The sequence below is a fragment of the Streptococcus suis genome (genome assembly GCF_024509555.1).
GTDB classification, from domain to species: Bacteria; Bacillota; Bacilli; order Lactobacillales; family Streptococcaceae; genus Streptococcus; species Streptococcus suis_AD.
On sequence record NZ_JAMWEL010000029.1, the window covers coordinates 1 to 18,603 of the forward strand.

Below are 18,603 nucleotides of genomic sequence, written 5' to 3' on the forward strand. Positions count from 1 at the left end.
GTTTCAGGAACTTTGAAAATTTTAAAAAACGTATTTTGATTGCTTTGAACATAAAGAAAGAGAGAACGAACTTCGTCCTCTCTAGGTGTTAGCTTTTCATCTACCCACTACAGTTGACAAAGAGCCGATATTATCAATAATCAATGTGCTTTCAATGGTTCCTGGTAACAATGTAGGTTGGAAATTGGCAAACACAGTTCATTTCGATAAATTATGAGGCTGGCATTATGTTATAATCCACTTCGCAGAGTTCGTGTATATATCAGTGCAGTAGGTGATTGATCAAACAGTCAGGGAGACTGTTTGAGGTAGGGAATAATACAAACGGAGTTTGCGTCAAAATAGACCGATAGAGTGAAATAGTTTGGGAATCTGTTTCAACTTGAGCCTCAAAATTGGAATGCGAGATTAAAGGTGGTAGATAGGATTTGCGAAGCAAATTTTAGCTTCCAACATTGATTCGAGTCATTAGTCAGAAAAGTGATTTTGCAGTATGTTACTTGTCAAATCCAGTCAATAACTTTTACTAATATTTTCAAAGATTGGTAGAATATATTTTTTTGTAATTAGGAATTGTATTTAATGAAAAGAAAACTTATCCTTTATTGCTACAATTATCAAAAAGTTAACAACTTCAAAAAAATCGATACTGATTAAAACGATATAATAAAATCTATACCTGTATTCAATTCGGAAGTGTGTTTCTAACAAAATTATTAGTTAGCTTTTATTTTATGGTATATATTGGTTTATTGTAATGAACACTATGAGTCACAAACTCAATGGTAAAACGTAGCAGAATTGTATCAAAAATATTCTTTATTGATAGACTAGGGTTGAAAAAACAAAAGGAGTATCTTATGGAACAATTTGATTTGTTAGTTATCGGTTTTGGAAAGGCTGGTAAGACCTTGGCAGGTAAGCTGTCAGCAGCTGGGAAGTAGGTTGCCTTGGTTGAGGAAAATCCTGCTATGTTTGGTAGAACCTGTATCAATATCGGTTGTATTCCAACCACAAACCTCTTGGTAGCAGCGGATAAAAACTGGACCTTTGAGCAGGTCATGGAGCAAAAGGAAACTGTGACTACTCGCTTGCGGAATAAAAATGAAGCGGTCTTGAAAGGTAGTGGTGACAATCTTTATCAAGGACACGCACGCTTTGTGACTGACAAGGTTGTGGAGGTAGTTGCTGGAGAAGAAAGCCTCCAGTTAACTGCGGCAACCATTATCATTAACACAGGTGCCAAGTCACGTATTCTTCCGATTCCAGGTTTGTTGGATCCGCCTAACGTCTATGACAGTACAGGCATTCAGAACCTGGAGGTTCGTCCTGGCAAGTAGGCAATTGACGGCGTTGTTTTGTTCTAATCTGATGAATAGAAAAAAATCCGCTCGTTTGGGCGGATTTTTTCTGTTACTCTGTTAACTGATCAACTGTTCGATAGGCAAGAAGTCCCAACAAGACACTAGCCATCGGAAGCAGGGTTGTCAAAATACCTGTATGCAATGGTGAGTTAAAGAAGAAGTGCAGACCGATACTTGCCGCAATCCAAAATAGACCTTGAACTGTTGCCATGGCTTTTTGTTTGGCAAAAAGTGCCACCATACCAATAGCAAAGAGCATGGTAAATACCCAGTGAGTCCAACCAGCCTGTCCAACACGACCGATAATGGTCTCAAACCCATCTAGTTTACCAATAAACATATCACGGAAGGTGAAGATGATATCTTCAATGATTTGGAAACTAAGACCAGCTATGATACCACTGACCAAGGCATGTTTGAGAGTCATTTTTCTTGCAATTAGTAAAACTAAGACAACAACCAGAGCCTTGCCAAACTCTTCTGCAAACGGGGCAGAAACAGCAGCCCCCCAGTCATAACGAAAATCATCGCTGACCTTTACAATCTCCAGCAAAAAGTAGCCAATAGCTGTGTGTCCATAGTCTGAAAAAGCTACTCCGGCAGTCAGGCCCAAAATCCAACTTAAATGACTGACTTTTTTGGAAATAGCATAGCGGTTTTCCAAGTAGCGGATCAAATAGACCAGGGGAATGATATAAAGGGCAGCAATAGAGATAGTTAGTAAAAACAAGGGATACTTGGCTTCCATGCCATTTGGTTTGCCCAATTCTTCAAAGATAATTTGACAACCTTTTACAAACCCAAAGCTGGCTAAAAGAATGGGGAAATAGGTTTTACAATAGTGTAATATGTTTCGCATTGAAAACTCCTTTGTATTAACGAATTAGTGTATGGATACATTGTAGCAAAAATTATGCCATCTTGTCTAATTTTTATCTGTTTTTTGCCAAAATGCCGCAAAATTTTACTGCCGTAGCAGAATTGTGCCAAAAATTTTCTTTTTTGATAGACTAATGTTGAAAAAATAAAAGGAGTATTTTATGAAACAATTTGATTTGTTAGTTATCGGTTTTGGTAAGGCTGGAAAGACCTTGGCTGGTAAACTGTCAGCAGCTGGCAAAAAGGTAGCCTTGGTTGAGGAAAATCCTGCTATGTTTGGCGGCACCTGTATCAATATCGGCTGTATTCCAACCAAGACTCTCTTGGTAGCAGCAGATAAAAACTGGACTTTTGAACAGGTCATGGAGCAAAAAGAAACAGTCACCACTCGTCTGCGGAACAAAAATGAAGCGGTCTTGAAAGGCAGCGGTGCCAATCTTTATCAAGGTCACGCACGTTTTGTAGCTGACAAGGTTGTGGAAGTGTCGGCAGGTGAAGAGTCTATCCAACTGACTGCGGAAACTATTGTCATCAATACAGGTGCTAAATCGCGCGTACTTCCAATTCCAGGCTTGCTGGATACGCCACACGTTTATGACAGTACTGGCATTCAGAATTTGGAGGTTCGTCCTGACAAGTTGGCCATTATCGGCGGTGGTAACATTGGACTGGAATTTGCTGGTCTTTATAGCAAACTCGGCAGCCAGGTGACGGTATATGAAGCCAGCTCTGCTATTTTACCAAGAGAAGAGGAAGTGGTTGCTAAGTTAGCCAAGGAGTATATGGAAGAAGCTGGCGTGACCTTCGCCTTGGGTGCTAAAATTGAGCAAGTAGCAGCTGCGGGCGAGCAAGTTGCCGTGACGGTTAATGGCGAAACAGCAATTTTCGATGCTGTCCTCTATGCGACAGGTCGGGTGCCGAACACTGCTGACTTGGGCTTGGAACATACGGCGATTGAGGTTTTGGAAAATGGTGCTGTTAAGGTGGATGACTACTGTGAAACCACTGTTCCAGGTGTCTATGCAGTTGGTGATGTCAATGGCGGTCCACAATTCACTTACACATCCCTAGACGACTTCCGTATCGTCTTCGGTAAATTGACTGGAACTGGAACTTACAGCTTGAGCCAACGTAAGTCTGTTCCGACAAGTGTCTTTATTACGCCTGTACTTTCTCGTGTCGGTCTGACCGAGAAGGAAGCCAAAGAAGCGGGTTACGACTACATTGCCAATGAATTGCCTGTTGCCAATATGCCACGTGCCCATGTCAACAATGACCTCAAAGGCATTTTCAAGGTTATCGTGGATAAGGAAAGTAAGCTTGTTCTGGGTGCGACTCTCTTTGGTCGTAATTCTGAGGAGTTGATTAACTTGATTGCTATGGCCATTGACAATAATATTCCTTATACCTACTTCAAAACACAGATTTTCACTCATCCGACTATGGCTGAGAATTTGAATGATGTATTTTCACTCATCGAAAATTAACACTATTCGGCGTCAACTTGCCTTGATATACTCAAGTATAATCTGCGGCTTCGTTTCCTAGACTAGTGTCAATTTTCATCGAGTGACCATTTTTCTTTGATGAACCGTGACCGTCCGATAGGGCGGTTTTTTTGTCGGTAAGCACTTGCAAATATGGTATAATAAATGGTAAGAATAGACTAGGAGAGCATGTATGATAAGAAAGGAACACAATGAGTTTACGAGGGTACAAATACCTGCTGCTTTACATTTGACCAGACTCGGTTATGACTATCTTTCGGCTACTAGTAAAGAAGTTAAAGAACGGGATTCGGATACAAATATCTTACTATCCATTTTTAAACAACAGTTCCTTAAATTGAACAATTATGCAAGTGAAGCTGATTTTGAACAAGAATTTGAAAATATTCGCCTGGAATTAGAACAAGATGATTTAGGACGAAGTTTCTTCAAACGTATTCATGCTGATTCTGGCTATACCTATATCAATTGGAAGAATCTTGAGGCAAATACATTTCATATAGCTTTGGAAGTCACTTGTCAAAATGGTGAGGACGAGTTCCGGCCAGATATTACGATATTTATAAATGGTTTGCCACTTAGTTATATAGAAGTCAAACAACCAAATGCCATTCGAGATGGGAAGACAGGTATACAGTCTGAAAAGGATCGGACCAAGTTTCGATTTGAAAATAAAAAGTTCAGACGGTTTAACAATATCACACAGTTGATTGCTTTTTCAGACAATCTTCCCTATGATGATAGCCAAGGACAACAGTTGCAAGGTTCTTATTACTGCACCAATGCTTCATCTGGTACCAAATTTAACTCATTCAAGGAAGAAGAACCAGAGCAATTAGTTCTATCTCCATTGGAAGAAGAAATGATTGATTTGGTTCTTACAGATGTTAATCGTTTTGCCCTCAAGTCGCAAGTTGAATTCCGAACCAACTTGGATCCTGCAAGTCCTTGCAATTCCTTTTTAACTTCCCTTTATCAGAAAGAACGGCTCTTTTTCATGCTCCGCTATGGTCTAGTCTATGTGGAAGAACGAGATGAGCATGACCAGATTCAACTACAAAAACACGCCATGCGTTATCCTCAATATTTTGCGACCAAGGCAATTGAAAGAGGCTTGAAAAATGGTTTGAAGAAAGGTGTCATTTGGCACACACAAGGCTCCGGTAAAACAGCTCTTGCTTTCTTCAATATCCGCTATTTGCGTGACTATTATGCTGATAAGGGTATGGTACCAAGTTTTTATTTTGTGGTAGATCGGTTGGATTTGGCTGATCAGGCTTTTAAAGAATTTAGCAAGCGTGGCCTAACAGTTAATCGAATAAACAAGCCCAGTGAGTTAAATCAAGTACCAGCCAAGTGTCATGTTTCGGTGGTTAATATTCAAAAATTTAAGGATACATCCGACTTGACGGACCATTCTGGTTATAACTTAAATCGGCAGAATATCTATTTTATCGATGAAGCCCATCGTTCCTACAACGAAAAAGGGTCCTATCTACCAAATCTGTATAATGCTGATAAGCAAGCTATCAAGATTGCGCTGACAGGTACTCCATTGATTGCTCCGAAAGCAGATGGTAAATCCAAGGAAACGGCTATAACCACTCGTGATATTTTTGGAGACTATATCCACAAATACTACTATAATCAATCCATTGCGGATGGTTTTACGCTGAGACTAATGCGTGAGGATATCGAAACATCCTATAAAGAGAACCTGAAAGCCATACATGAAGAGATTCAAAAAGGTTCGATTGATAAAAAAGAAATTTTTGCTCATCCTCGTTATGTCAGTCCTATGTTGGATTTCATTTTAGAAGATTTTACAAGAGCGCGAAATATACTGTTTGATGATCAATCCATTGGAGGAATGATTGTCTGTGATTCTTCCGAACAAGCTCGGGAATTGCACAAGCAATTAGAAGAACGGCGACTAGCAGGTCATACGAGTTTCACCTCTACCTTGATTTTACATGATGCAGGAGATAAGGATTACAAGAAAGAAGAAGTAGAAAAGTTTAAGAAAGGTCAAACTGACTTTGTTATCGTCTATTCTATGCTCTTGACAGGTTTTGATGCGCCACGTTTGAAACGACTCTATCTTGGACGGAAAATCAAGGCTCATAACCTCTTGCAGACCCTGACCCGTGTCAATCGTCCATACAAGGACTATACATTTGGCTATGTCATCGATTTTGCGGATATTTCTAAAGAATTCGACAAGACCAATAGAGCCTACTTGGAAGAACTCAATCGCGAATACCAATCAGCTTTAACTGATGAGGATGGAGAAAATCCGTTTGGAGCTATATTTGTCACACCAGAAGAAGTCAAAGACCAGTTAGAAAAATCGCAAGGGGTTTTGATGAATTATCCAACAGATAACTTGGAATATTTTGAAAAAGCAATTGACCAAGTGAAGGATAGGAAGGAATTAATCCAACTGAGGAAGTCGCTTGAGACCATTCGGCAGTACTACAACATGGCGCGCCTCCATGGCTATCACGAAGTCATCGAGCAGGTCAATATGGGAGAAATAGCCAGCCTATTAAATATGTTATCTCGCCGACTATTGACCTTGAGTTTGATTGATAAACCAGATAGTTTTTCCAGCCAACAACTCTTAAATCTTGCCATGTCTGAAACTAGCTTTAGCTTTACAAAGATCAAAGAAGAGGAGTTGCGCCTTGCGGCCAATGATCTAGATGACATCCGTCGTCGTGTGGCCAGTGGCATCCATCTACGTAGGGACGAGAAAGATCCAGAGTGGGTTAGCCTATTTGAAGAGTTCCAACGCGTTCTAAACAAACACATGACACAGGAAGTTGAAGGATACAGCTTGGAACGTATCAAGGAGACCAAACAGGCCTACCAAAGCTTGTTTGACTCTGTAGAGGATTACAAATCACGGATGAATCGCTTGGCCATGAACTTTGGTGGTGATACCATGTCTGCCCGTGCCTTTAAGCACATTACCCAATCAACAGTTGTCAGTGACTTCCCAGCTATTTATCAGGTGCTAAAAGGTGCCAAACCTTTGATTGACTATCAAATCGGCCTTAATCAAGGCATTCTGGAAAACGAAGCCTATTTGGCAGCGCAGATCAGGCAACTGGCTCGTGAAGAAATGAATAAAACAGAAGTAGGGAAGAAACTCAAACGAGTCGACTATGATAAGTTGATTCGTTCCCTAATGGAAGTCTATGAAGGAGAATACTAACCAAATGGAAGAACATTACATCGTACAGGTCCAGAGTCAAGTCCAAGACTTGGTGGATGACCTAAAAGCAGTCTTTACACATGCAGGACTGGGAGGAGAGGCAGGGGAGTACAAACTTCTGACCCAGTCCTTCCTATATAAGTTTTTAAATGATAAGTTTCTCTACGAAGCCTTAGTCGTTGACAATAATTATGACTATCAAGGTCTTTTGGACCTTTCTGAAGAGGATTATGACTGGTTCTTAGATGATATTGGCACAAAGACGGCTCATTTAAGACCAGAACAGCTGATTGAAAGCCTACACCGTCAACAGAACCAAGCAGATTTTGCTGAGATTTTTGAACAAACGCTTAATCAGATCGCCATTGACAACAATGCTATTTTCTCTGTCCATACGGACGGTGGAACGGATATTCGCCTCTTTGATCAACGCTTGATTACGGATACCATTTCTGATGCCAGCAAGCGAAATGAAGTGGCAGCTTCTATTATCAATCTCTTGGCGCGTGTTAAGTTTGACCAGCAGATTTTTTCACAGGGCTTTGACTTTTTCTCCACCTTGTTTGAGTACATGATTAAGGACTATAACAAAGACGGTGGTGGAAAGTATGCGGAATACTACACACCTCACTCTGTTGCCAAAATCATTGCGGCTATTTTGGTGGGAAATGACCAACCAAGTAACGTCAAAATTTACGATCCTTCTGCTGGTTCGGGGACTCTCTTGATGAACCTGGCCAGTCAGATTGGAACCGACCGTACCAGCGTATACAGTCAGGACATTTCTCAAAAATCCTCCAATCTCTTGCGACTCAACTTGATTCTCAATGGCTTGCAGCATTCCATTCACAATATTGTACAGGGAAATACTATTCTCAACAATCGCCATGTGGAGAAGATGGACTATATCGTATCCAATCCTCCTTTCAAACTTGATTTTTCTGAGTGGCGAGATCAGGTAGAAAGCCTGCCAAATAGCAGTGAGCGATTTTTTGCTGGTGTGCCAAAGATTCCCAACAAGAAAAAAGAGAGTATGGCTATCTACCAACTCTTTATCCAGCATATTATCCATAGTTTGAAGGAAGACGGGCAGGCAGCTATTGTCTTGCCGACAGGATTTATCACTGCCCAGTCTGGTATTGACAAGAAAATCCGTCAGTACCTGGTCGATGAGAAGATGTTGGCAGGCGTTGTGTCCATGCCGTCTAATATCTTTGCGACCACAGGTACCAACGTGTCCATTCTCTTTATTGATAAGAAAAATAAGGACGATGTGGTCTTGATTGATGCTTCTAATCTTGGCACTAAGGTCAAGGAAGGCAAGAACCAAAAGACAGTCCTTAGCCCTGATGAAGAGAACCAAATCATCCAAACCTTTATCCAGAAAGAAGTTGTCGAAGACTTCTCTGTCAAGGTTAGCTATGAGGAGATTAAGGATAAGAACTACTCCCTCAGTGCAGGTCAGTACTTTGACATCAAGATTGACTACGTTGATATTAGTCCAGAAGAATTTGAAGAAAAAATGCAGGGCTACCAAGACCGCTTAGCTAACCTCTTTGCCCAATCGCATGAATTGGAAAAGGAAATTTCGGAGCAGCTGAGGAGGGTGAGGTATGAGTGATGTAAGTTGGCAAATAAAGAGTTTGTCTGAACTGGGAAGATTTTCAAGGGGAAAATCTAAGCATCGTCCAAGAAATGATAAAAAATTATTTACTAATGGAACCTATCCGCTAATCCAGACAGGAGATATTAAAAATGCAAATCTTTATGTAACAAAGAATAGTGATTATTATAACGAATTTGGTTTGTCACAAAGTAAGCTATGGGAGCAAGGAACTCTTTGTATTACAATAGCAGCAAATATTGCTGAGACGGCGATTCTTTCTTACCCGATGTGTTTTCCTGATAGTGTTGTTGGTTTTAATGCACATAAAAATGAATCAAGTGAGCTCTTTGTTTATTATGTTTTTGAATTAATAAAAAAAGAAATTCAGAAGACATCTAGTGGTAGTATCCAAGATAATATTAATATCGACTACTTAACAAAATTAAAATTAAAGGTTCCCAACAAAGATTATCAAGATAGAATTGTCAACTTATTGTCAACTATTGATAAAAAAATCTTAATTAATAACCAAATAAACGAAGAGTTGGAGGCGATGGCAAAGACCCTTTATGATTATTGGTTTGTGCAGTTTGATTTCCCTGATGAAAATGGAAAGCCCTACAAGTCCTCTGGTGGTAAAATGGTCTATAATGACCAACTCAAACGTGAAATCCCAGAAGGGTGGGGAGTGGAGCGATTGGGGGAGAAATGCGAATTTCGAAATGGAATCAACTATGAAAAATCTGAGACAGGGGACACACTTTCAAAAATTATAAACGTACGAAACATTTCAAATTCTAGTACTTTTGTTACTACTTATGATTTGGACTCGATTACTTTAGATAGAAAACGTATTGAAAGCTATCTTGTTGATGATAGAACAATTCTGATAACGCGCAGTGGAATCCCTGGGGCGACTAGGATAGTCTCTGACATTCAACCAAATACAATATACTCAGGTTTTATTATAGGTGCAACTGTATCCAACATGAATCTATTTTATTATGTGTTCTATCATCTGAAGAATATTGAATTGTTAATGTCGAATCAATCAGCTGGAACGATAATGAAAAACATTTCTCAAACTACACTTTCAGATATTCGTATTGCTATTCCGAACGAAGAAATTCAGAAAAAGTTTTCAAATCAAGTTAGCAGTCTTTTAGATATGATTGAAAATAAATTAAAACAAAACCAAGAACTGACCCAACTCCGTGATTGGCTCTTGCCAATGCTGATGAATGGGCAAGTTAAAGTTGAATAGTCAGTATTCAAGTGACTAGCTAACATTGAAAAAACTCCCCCTAATCATTTCGACTAGGGGGATATTTTCTATATTGTCTCCATTTCTTTTCCTTGTGGTAGACTTGTCACAATATTTATGGAAGCAGTACTTGTTCCTGTTTGATTTTTCTGTCGCGTTCTTTCTGAAAAATCTTGACGAATGTCATTTAAGACTTGCAGGATAATTTTCTCTGGTGCCGTTGGGTCATAGCTTATTTTATTAACCAAGTGACTATAAAGTAGGGTGTACAGATTGAAGGCTGTTTTACGGACTTCCAAGCTGTTTATCTTTTCGCGAGTGCTGGTGTCCTGACTTCTTTTCAGATAGAGACGATAGGTGCTTTCATGGCTTTCACGGAGATTGGCAACAGCTTCATCTAACATCAGTAGGCTAATATCTTCTGAGTAGGGTGGCTTCGCCAGTCGGGCCAGCAAAGAATCAATTAAAGCAGATGATTCTTGCATATTGGTAGACCTTGTATTTTTGTATAGTTTGATGAGTTCTTGTAGTCGGTTATAGGCTTGCAATTTCTCTGGCGTCCGAGTATTTTTAAAGAGTTTGAGTCCGTTGACGAAGGCAGAGTAGTCAGCCTTTCGATTCTTTAGAGCCTTGTTTAAGTCACTAGTCATGTCTGAGCCACGTTTTTGTTTGAGACTTTTTTTCAGTAAGGGTAAGGATTCTTCAAGCTGTTTGATTAAGTCCGTTACCATGGGGTCGCTGGTGGCTGAACTATATTGTTTCAAGGTATCAACACTACTGGTGATGAGTTGTGTAAATTCTGCTTGATTCAGATGTTGTGCATATAATGGAATTCGGATTTTCATTTGTGTACCTCACTATCTTTTTTTTTCGGTCATCTATTTATTCGTAAATAAACTGAAGAAAAATTGAATTTATGGAAAATTTTAAAAAAATTTGTCAAAATATAAAGTTTACCCATAATAAATTTTTATTTTTAGAAAACTAGATTGAAAAGCAATGATATAAATGTTTAAATATAGCAATTCAGTTTGTTTTGCTTATTTAAAAATTGTTTTTGCAATGAAATGATTGGTTTGGCTTGTTTTCAAATTGAAATGACATGATTTCAATTTGTTGTGAATGATAATGTTTTGCACTTTTTTGGTTTAGCTATTTGCTGGTAAGATAAGGAAAGATAATTTGGAAGTCTTACTTTGAAATGAAATAATCAGAAACATTAGAAGATAATTCGCTCAATAATTCGCTCATTTTGAGTGATCGAATTATTGAGCGAGAAAGAGTAAGCTGTGTTTGAAAACGGTTCTCAATTATGACATCACTGTTTTTCATGGTACAATAAGGTATCAACCATTGGAGGTTTTATATGAAATGGAATAAAAAAATAGCACTCAGTGCTGTACTTGTAGCAAGCTTGTTTACTTTGTCAGCCTGTCAGTCGATTTCAAATTGGTGGAAAAATACCAAGGAAGAATGGATTGGCTTGGAAATGACAGTTCGGACATTTGATGAGAATTCTCAGTTAATAGATGAAATGTCTGGTAAGTCCTTATCGATTTCGCGGAATGAAGAATTCGACTCAGTGGATGCCGAAGGCTATTCTAATGCGGATTCGTCTGTTTTGAAGGTGACACTAGGTAATTATGAAATTGACCACGTAGGCTCATCTTTGATTGCAGCAGAAGAAGGTTTGGAAGACTTGTATGCGAAGTATCAGACCACAGTAGATATTGCAAATTACGATCGTGCAATTCCGCTTGTTAACCGTATGGTATCTAGTCTCAAAAATGATTTTACAGGTAAGGCAAAGGTGGTTTTGATTCGTTCGCAAAATGGAACACCATTAGCGACCTATGTTGGTGATAAGGTATCCCTTTATGCTTCTGATGCGCCAAAAACATCTGAGCTCTTGATTGATGGTAAGCGTTTGATTATCTACCGTTGTGACTATACTATTTATGACAGAGAATTGTTGGAGAACTAGATGATAAACATTCGGTCAGCACAGATAGAGGATGCTGCAGATTTGGTGGCTATCTACGCTCCTTATGTTGAAACTACAGCCATTACTTTTGAGACAGAAGTGCCGACTGTGGCAGACTTTGTTAGTCGGATAAAAAAGACCTTGGAGAAATTTCCCTATCTTGTCGCAGAAGAAGAAGGTCGGGTTGTGGGATATGCGTATGCATCGACCTACTATGCCCGTGCTGCTTACGATTGGACAGTTGAGTTGTCTGTTTATGTCAGTAGAAAGGCACGTGGAAAAGGAATCGGAAGTCTCTTGTATGATGCCTTGGAAGAAGAATTGACGGCGCATGGCTTTAAAAACTTTTTAGCCTGCATTGCTCTTCCTAATCCAGCCTCGCTTGCTCTCCATGAGAAGAGAGGGTATGAACAGGTAGCACATTTCAAAAACGTTGGTTATAAATTTGATACCTGGCACGATATTGTCTGGCTTCAAAAATCTCTTGTAGGTAAGCAAAATGAAGATTGACGAATTAGAAAAACGTCTGTTAGCTGTGGCGGATGCCAGTCAAGCTCAACCCATGAAAGCCTATATGAAGAATCACTTTGACTTTCTAGGTGTTCGGACACCTGATCGCCGAAAAGTTGCTAGGCAATTTTTCAAAGAATCTAAGGCTCAGGGAATTGACTGGGAATTTGTAGAGGCTTGCTGGTCTAAGCCCTACCGTGAGTTTCAATATATCGCCATTGATTATCTGGTTACCAAGAAAAAAGACTTGGTTCTAGCTGATTTACCCCGTTTGAAAAAACTGGCTCAAAGTAAGTCTTGGTGGGATAGTATTGATGGATTAGATAAACTAGTCGGTAAGATTGTTTTGGACAATCCAGTGGCCAAGCAGACCATTTTGGAATGGAGCCTTGATGATGATTTCTGGTTGAGGAGAATTGCCATTGACCACCAACTCCTGCAAAAAGAAAAGACTGATACAGAACTTCTTGAGAAGATTTTGGTCAACAATCTCAATCAGACTGAATTTTTCATTAACAAGGCGATTGGCTGGAGCTTGCGAGATTATTCCAAGACCAATCCTGACTGGGTACGGGCTTTTCTAAAAAAGTACAGTTCCCAAATGGCAGGCTTATCCATTCGTGAAGCTAGTAAGTACATTTAGGAGGAATCTTGTCTAAAGTATATGAATTTGTAGCAACTATCCACCCTGTTCCAGATAAGGGCGGAGCCTATGTCATATTTCCCTATGATGTCCGAGAAGAATTTGGAAAAGGTAGAGTAAAAGTGCATGCCAGATTTGATGGTCATCCCTATGATGGCTCCATTGTCAATATGGGAGTTAAGGATGAAGCAGGCAATATCTGTTACATTATTGGCGTTCAAAAGGCTATTCGAGCAGCTATTGGAAAACAGGCTGGTGATAGAGTACAAGTAACCATTCAAGAACGAATGGAGTAATCAGGCTTGCAAATCCTTGAGATTATGGTAGAATAGATTTATGCGATGAGCCGAGTAGTGACTTTGTCACATTCGACGCTAGGGAGGTCTTCATTAGATTGAAACGCAGGAGCGGACCTTGGTTAGATGCTGTGAACCTTCTAACCTCATCGGAAACGATGCCCTTGCCCACCATTTGGTTGGGCTTTTTTTTTGAATTCCATACTTTTCATTTAATAAAATTATGGTATAATTATGAAATAACAAATTTTTAGAAAATTTTGAAGAATTGATCTAAAGGAGATTTTTTATGGCTTATGTAGTAGCTGTTGTTGGTGCGACTGGTGCAGTTGGTGCCCAAATGATTAAAATGTTGGAAGAATCAACTCTTCCAATCGAGAAAGTACGTTTCTTGGCTTCTGCTCGTTCTGCAGGTAAGACCTTGCAGTTCAAGGGACAGGACATTGTCATCGAAGAAACAACAGAGACAGCTTTTGAAGGAGTGGATATTGCCCTCTTCTCAGCTGGTGGCTCTACATCTGCCAAATATGCTCCTTATGCTGTGAAAGCTGGTGCAGTTGTCGTTGATAACACATCATATTTCCGTCAAAATCCAGATGTGCCGTTGGTTGTTCCTGAGGTAAATGCTCATGCATTAGATGCCCACAATGGTATCATTGCTTGTCCTAACTGTTCAACCATTCAGATGATGGTTGCTTTGGAACCTGTCCGTCAGAAATGGGGCTTGGAGCGGATTATCGTTTCGACTTATCAGGCGGTTTCTGGTGCTGGTATGGGAGCTATTTTGGAAACACAAGCTCAGCTTCGCTCTGTATTGAATGATGGAGTAGAGCCAAAAGCAGTAGAAGCCAACATTCTTCCTTCTGGTGGTGATAAGAAGCACTATCCAATTGGCTTTAACGCTATTCCTCAAATCGATCTCTTCACTGAAAATGACTATACTTATGAAGAGATGAAGATGACAAAAGAAACCAAGAAAATCATGGAAGATGACAGCATTGCCGTTTCTGCAACATGTGTCCGTATTCCAGTCTTGTCTGCTCACTCTGAGTCTGTCTACATCGAAACCAAGGAAATCGCACCAATTGATGAGGTGAAAGCAGCCATTGCTGCCTTCCCAGGTGCAGTTTTGGAAGACGATGTGGCTAACCAAGTTTATCCGCAAGCCATTAATGCTGTTGGTAGCCGTGATACCTTTGTTGGTCGTATCCGTAAGGATTTGGACAAGGACAACGGTATTCACATGTGGGTTGTTTCAGATAACTTGCTCAAGGGTGCAGCATGGAACTCAGTTCAAATCGCAGAAACTCTCCATGAACGTGGATTGGTTCGTCCAACTGCAGAATTGAAATTTGAGTTGAAATAAAATCATTTATTACCTCTTATCCAATTTACAAGTTTGTCTAACCAATTAGCCAGATCCTTGCTATTTTAGAAAGTAGATATAAACAAATGAAACTTAAAATTATTGAAGGTAATTTTTCAGTTTGTAAACTCGAAGATTATACAAAGATTAACTTGACTAGTTCTTATATTTTTATCGGTAAAACGGATGAAGAAAATTCACTGGTTTGTCTGAGTCAAGAGGTTCCTGATAATGTTATAGAAGAGGACAAAGATTGGATAGCGTTTCGTGTTGTAGGGGTACTTGACTTTTCATTAGTAGGTATCCTTTCACAGATTAGTCAAATATTAGCAGAAGCAAAAATCAGTATCTTTGCAGTATCTACTTTCAATACTGATTACATACTTACTAAAGCTAATGATTTCCCAGCAGCTATTGAAGTTCTTCAGAAAGCTGGATATGAATTTATTGATTAGGAGGTTTTATGTCTATTCAAGATTTACGTGATGTAAAAATCATTACAGCCATGATTACACCCTTTAAGGAAGATGGTGCAATTAACTATGATGTGTTGCCAGAATTGGTCGAACATTTGTTGGCTCATCATACGGAAGGGATTTTGTTGGCAGGAACAACTGCCGAAAGTCCAACCCTTACACACGCGGAAGAACTGGAACTATTTGGTGCTGTGCAAAAAATTGTCAACGGTCGTGTCCCTTTGATTGCAGGTATTGGTACTAATGATACCCGTGACTCGATTGAGTTTGCTAAGGAAGTTGCGGCCTTTGGTGGTTTTGCGGCGGGTCTTGCTATTGTGCCTTACTACAACAAGCCTTCTCAAGAAGGTATGTACCAACACTTCAAGGCTATTGCAGATGCTTCTGATTTGCCAATTATTATCTACAATATTCCAGGTCGTGTTGTCGTTGAAATGACGCCTGAAACCATGTTGCGTTTGGCAGAACATCCAAATATTATCGGTGTCAAAGAGTGTACAAGTCTTGCCAATATGGCCTACTTGATTGAGAATAAGCCAGAGGATTTCTTGGTTTATACAGGTGAGGACGGCGATGCCTTCCATGCTATGAACCTTGGAGCAGATGGTGTGATTTCAGTTGCCTCCCATACCAATGGTGATGAAATGTATGAGATGTTTACTGCTATTGAGCAGCAAGACATCCGAACAGCAGCTGCCATTCAACGCAAGTTTATTCCGAAAGTAAACGCTCTATTCTCCTATCCTAGTCCTGCACCAGTCAAGGCAGTTCTCAATTACATGGGATTTGAAGTTGGACCACTCCGCTTACCATTGGTACCTTGTCCAGAAGAAGACGCAAAACGCATTATCAAAGTTGTCGTTGACGGCGACTACGAAGCAACCAAAGCCACAGTAACAGGAGTTGTAAGACCGGATTATTAAAATAGTCAGGGGAGTGACTATTTTAACGTGAGCTTTGAAATAAGAGAGCGAGCAATGTCTGAGGGAGTGGATTAAAACAGTCAGGGAAGTGACTGTTTTAACCCGAGCCTAGAAAATTCGAAAGTGAGGCTTGTTCGGGGAACTGTTTCAGCTGGTCACCAAGAAATACGAAAGTGACCATAGAAGACCCGAGCCTAGAAACTCGAAAGCGAGGACAGTCTACGGATAGACTGTTTTAACGTGAGCCTTGAAATAAGAGAGCGAGCAATGTCTGAGGGAGTGGATTAAAACAGTCAGGGAAGTGACTGTTTTAACCCGAGCCTAGAAAATTCGAAAGCGAGGCTTGTTCGGGGAACTGTTTCAGCTGGTCACCAAGAAATACGAAAGTGACCATAGAAGACCCGAGCCAAGAAACTCGAAAGCGAGGACAGTCTACGGATAGACTGTTTTAACCCGAGCCTTGAAATAAGAGAGCGAGCAATGTCTGAGGGAGTGGATTAAAACAGTCAGGGAAGTGACTGTTTTAACCCGAGCCTAGAAAATTCGAAAGCGAGGCTTGTTCGGGGGATACGAATAGTCCGGTGGACTATTCGTACCTGAGCCTGCAAACCAAAAAGCGAAGTATATCAGCTGGTCATCTAGAGAGTTGAATTTGAAAAGGAAATTCTTATAACATGTCTAGAGTATCTTCATTATTTTTATTCTTTTAACTTTATTTAAGCTAGTAGTTTTATAATAAAATCATCTTTTTCATATAATCTCCTAGAAGCACTTGAAGTCATTCAGGTGTTTTCTTTGTTCATTCTTCTTGATTTTATAACTAATTAGTGATAAAATGCATTCATATTAAATAACGAGGTAAAGCTATGAACAATACTGGTATTCATCATATTTCAAGCTTGGTAGGAAACATTTATCAAGCCTATCATTTTTATCACCATATTCTTGGCTTGAAATTGACCTTGAAAACTGTCAATCAAGAAGATTCAAGCATGTATCATCTCTTTTTCGGTGATGAAGAGGGGCGCTATGGAACAGAATTTACTATTTTTGATATGCCCAATCATCCTAGTCATCGATCTGGCAGCAATCGTTTGGAACGAACTGTTTTTCTGGTCAAAGATTTTGCTGCCTTGGAATTCTGGCAGAAAAGACTGACAGAGTTTGAAGTGGAAAACGAAGGAATTCAGGCTTTTGGAAATGGGCATATTCTGAATTTCCAAGATGAAGATGGGCAGTTGCTTGGCTTGACCTATCATGACGCTATCGGAGAAATGTTTCCGTATGAAGCGGATGACATTCCGTCAGAATACGCTATTCTTGGCATCGCCAGTCTTCATATGCGAATTCGTGAAGAAAAGGCTTTACTAGGTTTGTTGACAGAGACTTTTGGTTTTGTCGAGGAAAGTCGATTTGTCTTTGAAGATAAAATGGTGATTTCGCTACTCTTTGACAACACCTTCCAACATCGACTTTATTTAATTCTTGACCAAGAGTCGCCAATCAGTGTGATGGGAGTCGGGGCCATTCATCATATTGCATTTGGTGTCTTAGATGAGTCCGACTTGGAAGACCTGATTAGCCGCTTAAATCTCATCAATCGTCCACATTCTGGAATTATCAATCGAGATTTCATGCATTCCTTGTACTTCCGAGCGCCAAATTACCTTATGTTTGAGGTGGCAACCATGGCTGGTGAGCGCGAAGCGGAAATGCCAGTTCAGAATGAAGAATTGGATCAGGTAGACCTATTTTTGCCAAGTTTCTTTGAAGAGGACAGACAGGAAATCGAAAAAAATCTCTCCCAACGTTATTAGGAGAAATGAGATATGGATTATCGCTTCATCAAAGGGACCAGTCCCCGTCTTTTGGTCTTTTTCCACGGCACAGGTGGTAACAAGGAATCCATGCTCTTTCTCCGCCAACAGCTGGACCCTGAAGCTTCTGTCCTTTCCTTCGATGGAAATTGGGGTCAAGGCAGGGAAAGGCGTTTCTTTGCCCCGTTGATTGACGGTCAGCTTGACCATGTCGATTTTGAGAGGCGCTTGTCGGCTTTTTTGGATTTTTGGCAGGATTTGGACATCCGAGATTATCGTCAGATTACTTTCGTAGGTTTTTCAAACGGTGCTAATTTCATCATGGGCTTGGTGACCAAACAGTCAAACCTGGCGGACAATTATATCTTGCTCCACCCTTCAGCTTTAGGTTATGCTTTTCCTATGGAAAATAGCAGAGCAGAGATTTTATTTACACTGGGGCAGAATGACCAACTCGTCGACCAAGTCGCTCTTGAACATCTTGTAGATGACTGGCAAGCGTCAGCTTTTCCCAGAACCAACCTAGCTCGTTTTGACAAGGGCCATTTTTTAAGTCAGGATGAATTGACCTACGTGGGAAATTGGTATCAAGAAAGAATAGACAAAAAGACCTGAACAAATGAACCGCACCCCAAAAGTTAGACAGAAAAAATCTAACATTTGGGGTGCTATTTTTATGAAATTGAGCTATGAAGACAAAATCGAAATCTATGAACTACGCCAAAGTGGTCAGTCTATCAAGAACTT

General features: G+C 40.0%; 15 protein-coding genes and 1 pseudogene. 14 read left to right on the top strand and 2 right to left on the bottom strand.

Translation table 11 applies throughout. The features are described from left to right. Positions 1–860: 860 nt before the first annotated feature. Positions 861–1,337, top strand: a pseudogene (locus NF418_RS09675) (FAD-dependent oxidoreductase); the annotation flags it as partial. Between the two features lie 76 nt (positions 1,338–1,413). Here NF418_RS09675 and NF418_RS09680 read toward each other — a convergent pair. Then, entirely contained in the window at positions 1,414–2,223 is an 810-nt protein-coding gene (locus NF418_RS09680) for a PrsW family glutamic-type intramembrane protease (protein ID WP_256779463.1), read from the bottom strand. A gap of 181 nt (positions 2,224–2,404) precedes the next feature. Between NF418_RS09680 and NF418_RS09685 the strand changes: the two genes are divergently transcribed. The 4 genes from NF418_RS09685 (at position 2,405) to NF418_RS09700 (ending at position 9,841) form a co-directional block, all read left to right on the top strand. After that, positions 2,405–3,730 (top strand): FAD-containing oxidoreductase, encoded by a 1,326-nt coding sequence (locus tag NF418_RS09685; protein ID WP_256779464.1) that lies wholly within the window; start codon positions 2,405–2,407, stop codon positions 3,728–3,730. 193 nt (positions 3,731–3,923) lie between these two features. Further along, on the top strand, positions 3,924–6,971 hold the full coding sequence (locus tag NF418_RS09690) for a type I restriction endonuclease (RefSeq protein ID WP_256779466.1): 3,048 nt from the start codon (positions 3,924–3,926) through the stop codon (positions 6,969–6,971). 4 nt (positions 6,972–6,975) lie between these two features. Then, positions 6,976–8,592 (top strand): HsdM family class I SAM-dependent methyltransferase, encoded by a 1,617-nt coding sequence (locus NF418_RS09695; protein WP_256779467.1) that lies wholly within the window; start codon positions 6,976–6,978, stop codon positions 8,590–8,592. Beyond that, complete coding sequence (locus tag NF418_RS09700) at positions 8,585–9,841, top strand: restriction endonuclease subunit S (RefSeq protein ID WP_256779468.1); 1,257 nt, start codon at positions 8,585–8,587, stop codon at positions 9,839–9,841. Before NF418_RS09695 ends, NF418_RS09700 begins: the two co-directional genes overlap by 8 nt. Before the next feature lie 68 nt (positions 9,842–9,909). Here the strand turns inward: NF418_RS09700 and NF418_RS09705 are convergent, their stop codons facing one another. Continuing rightward, positions 9,910–10,686, bottom strand: a complete 777-nt coding sequence (locus tag NF418_RS09705; RefSeq protein WP_105108008.1) for a DUF6261 family protein — start codon at positions 10,684–10,686, stop codon at positions 9,910–9,912. 521 nt (positions 10,687–11,207) lie between these two features. Here NF418_RS09705 and NF418_RS09710 point away from each other — a divergent pair. The 9 genes from NF418_RS09710 to NF418_RS09750 all read left to right on the top strand — a co-directional run bounded on the left by NF418_RS09710 (position 11,208) and on the right by NF418_RS09750 (position 18,471). Next, positions 11,208–11,825: a DUF5052 family protein gene (locus NF418_RS09710; protein WP_256779470.1), complete on the top strand. Its 618-nt coding sequence runs from the start codon at positions 11,208–11,210 to the stop codon at positions 11,823–11,825. Further along, positions 11,826–12,335 (top strand): GNAT family N-acetyltransferase, encoded by a 510-nt coding sequence (locus NF418_RS09715; protein WP_256779471.1) that lies wholly within the window; start codon positions 11,826–11,828, stop codon positions 12,333–12,335. After that, complete coding sequence (locus tag NF418_RS09720) at positions 12,325–12,978, top strand: DNA alkylation repair protein (RefSeq protein ID WP_256779473.1); 654 nt, start codon at positions 12,325–12,327, stop codon at positions 12,976–12,978. Before NF418_RS09715 ends, NF418_RS09720 begins: the two co-directional genes overlap by 11 nt. 8 nt (positions 12,979–12,986) lie before the next feature. Then, positions 12,987–13,274 carry a DUF1905 domain-containing protein gene (locus tag NF418_RS09725; protein ID WP_256779474.1) on the top strand — a complete coding sequence of 96 codons (288 nt, stop codon included), beginning with the start codon at positions 12,987–12,989 and terminating at the stop codon, positions 13,272–13,274. Between the two features lie 289 nt (positions 13,275–13,563). Beyond that, complete coding sequence (locus tag NF418_RS09730; protein ID WP_024380745.1) at positions 13,564–14,640, top strand: aspartate-semialdehyde dehydrogenase; 1,077 nt, start codon at positions 13,564–13,566, stop codon at positions 14,638–14,640. Positions 14,641–14,726: 86 nt separating this feature from the next. Beyond that, positions 14,727–15,095, top strand: coding sequence for an ACT domain-containing protein (locus tag NF418_RS09735; protein WP_105109197.1), 369 nt, complete (start codon positions 14,727–14,729; stop codon positions 15,093–15,095). A gap of 8 nt (positions 15,096–15,103) precedes the next feature. Continuing rightward, positions 15,104–16,039: a 4-hydroxy-tetrahydrodipicolinate synthase gene (dapA, locus tag NF418_RS09740; RefSeq protein ID WP_256779476.1), complete on the top strand. Its 936-nt coding sequence runs from the start codon at positions 15,104–15,106 to the stop codon at positions 16,037–16,039. 866 nt (positions 16,040–16,905) lie between these two features. Next, complete coding sequence (locus NF418_RS09745) at positions 16,906–17,856, top strand: VOC family protein (RefSeq protein WP_256779477.1); 951 nt, start codon at positions 16,906–16,908, stop codon at positions 17,854–17,856. A 12-nt stretch (positions 17,857–17,868) separates the two neighbouring features. Further along, on the top strand, positions 17,869–18,471 hold the full coding sequence (locus NF418_RS09750) for an alpha/beta hydrolase (RefSeq protein ID WP_256779478.1): 603 nt from the start codon (positions 17,869–17,871) through the stop codon (positions 18,469–18,471). Positions 18,472–18,603 lie beyond the last annotated feature (132 nt).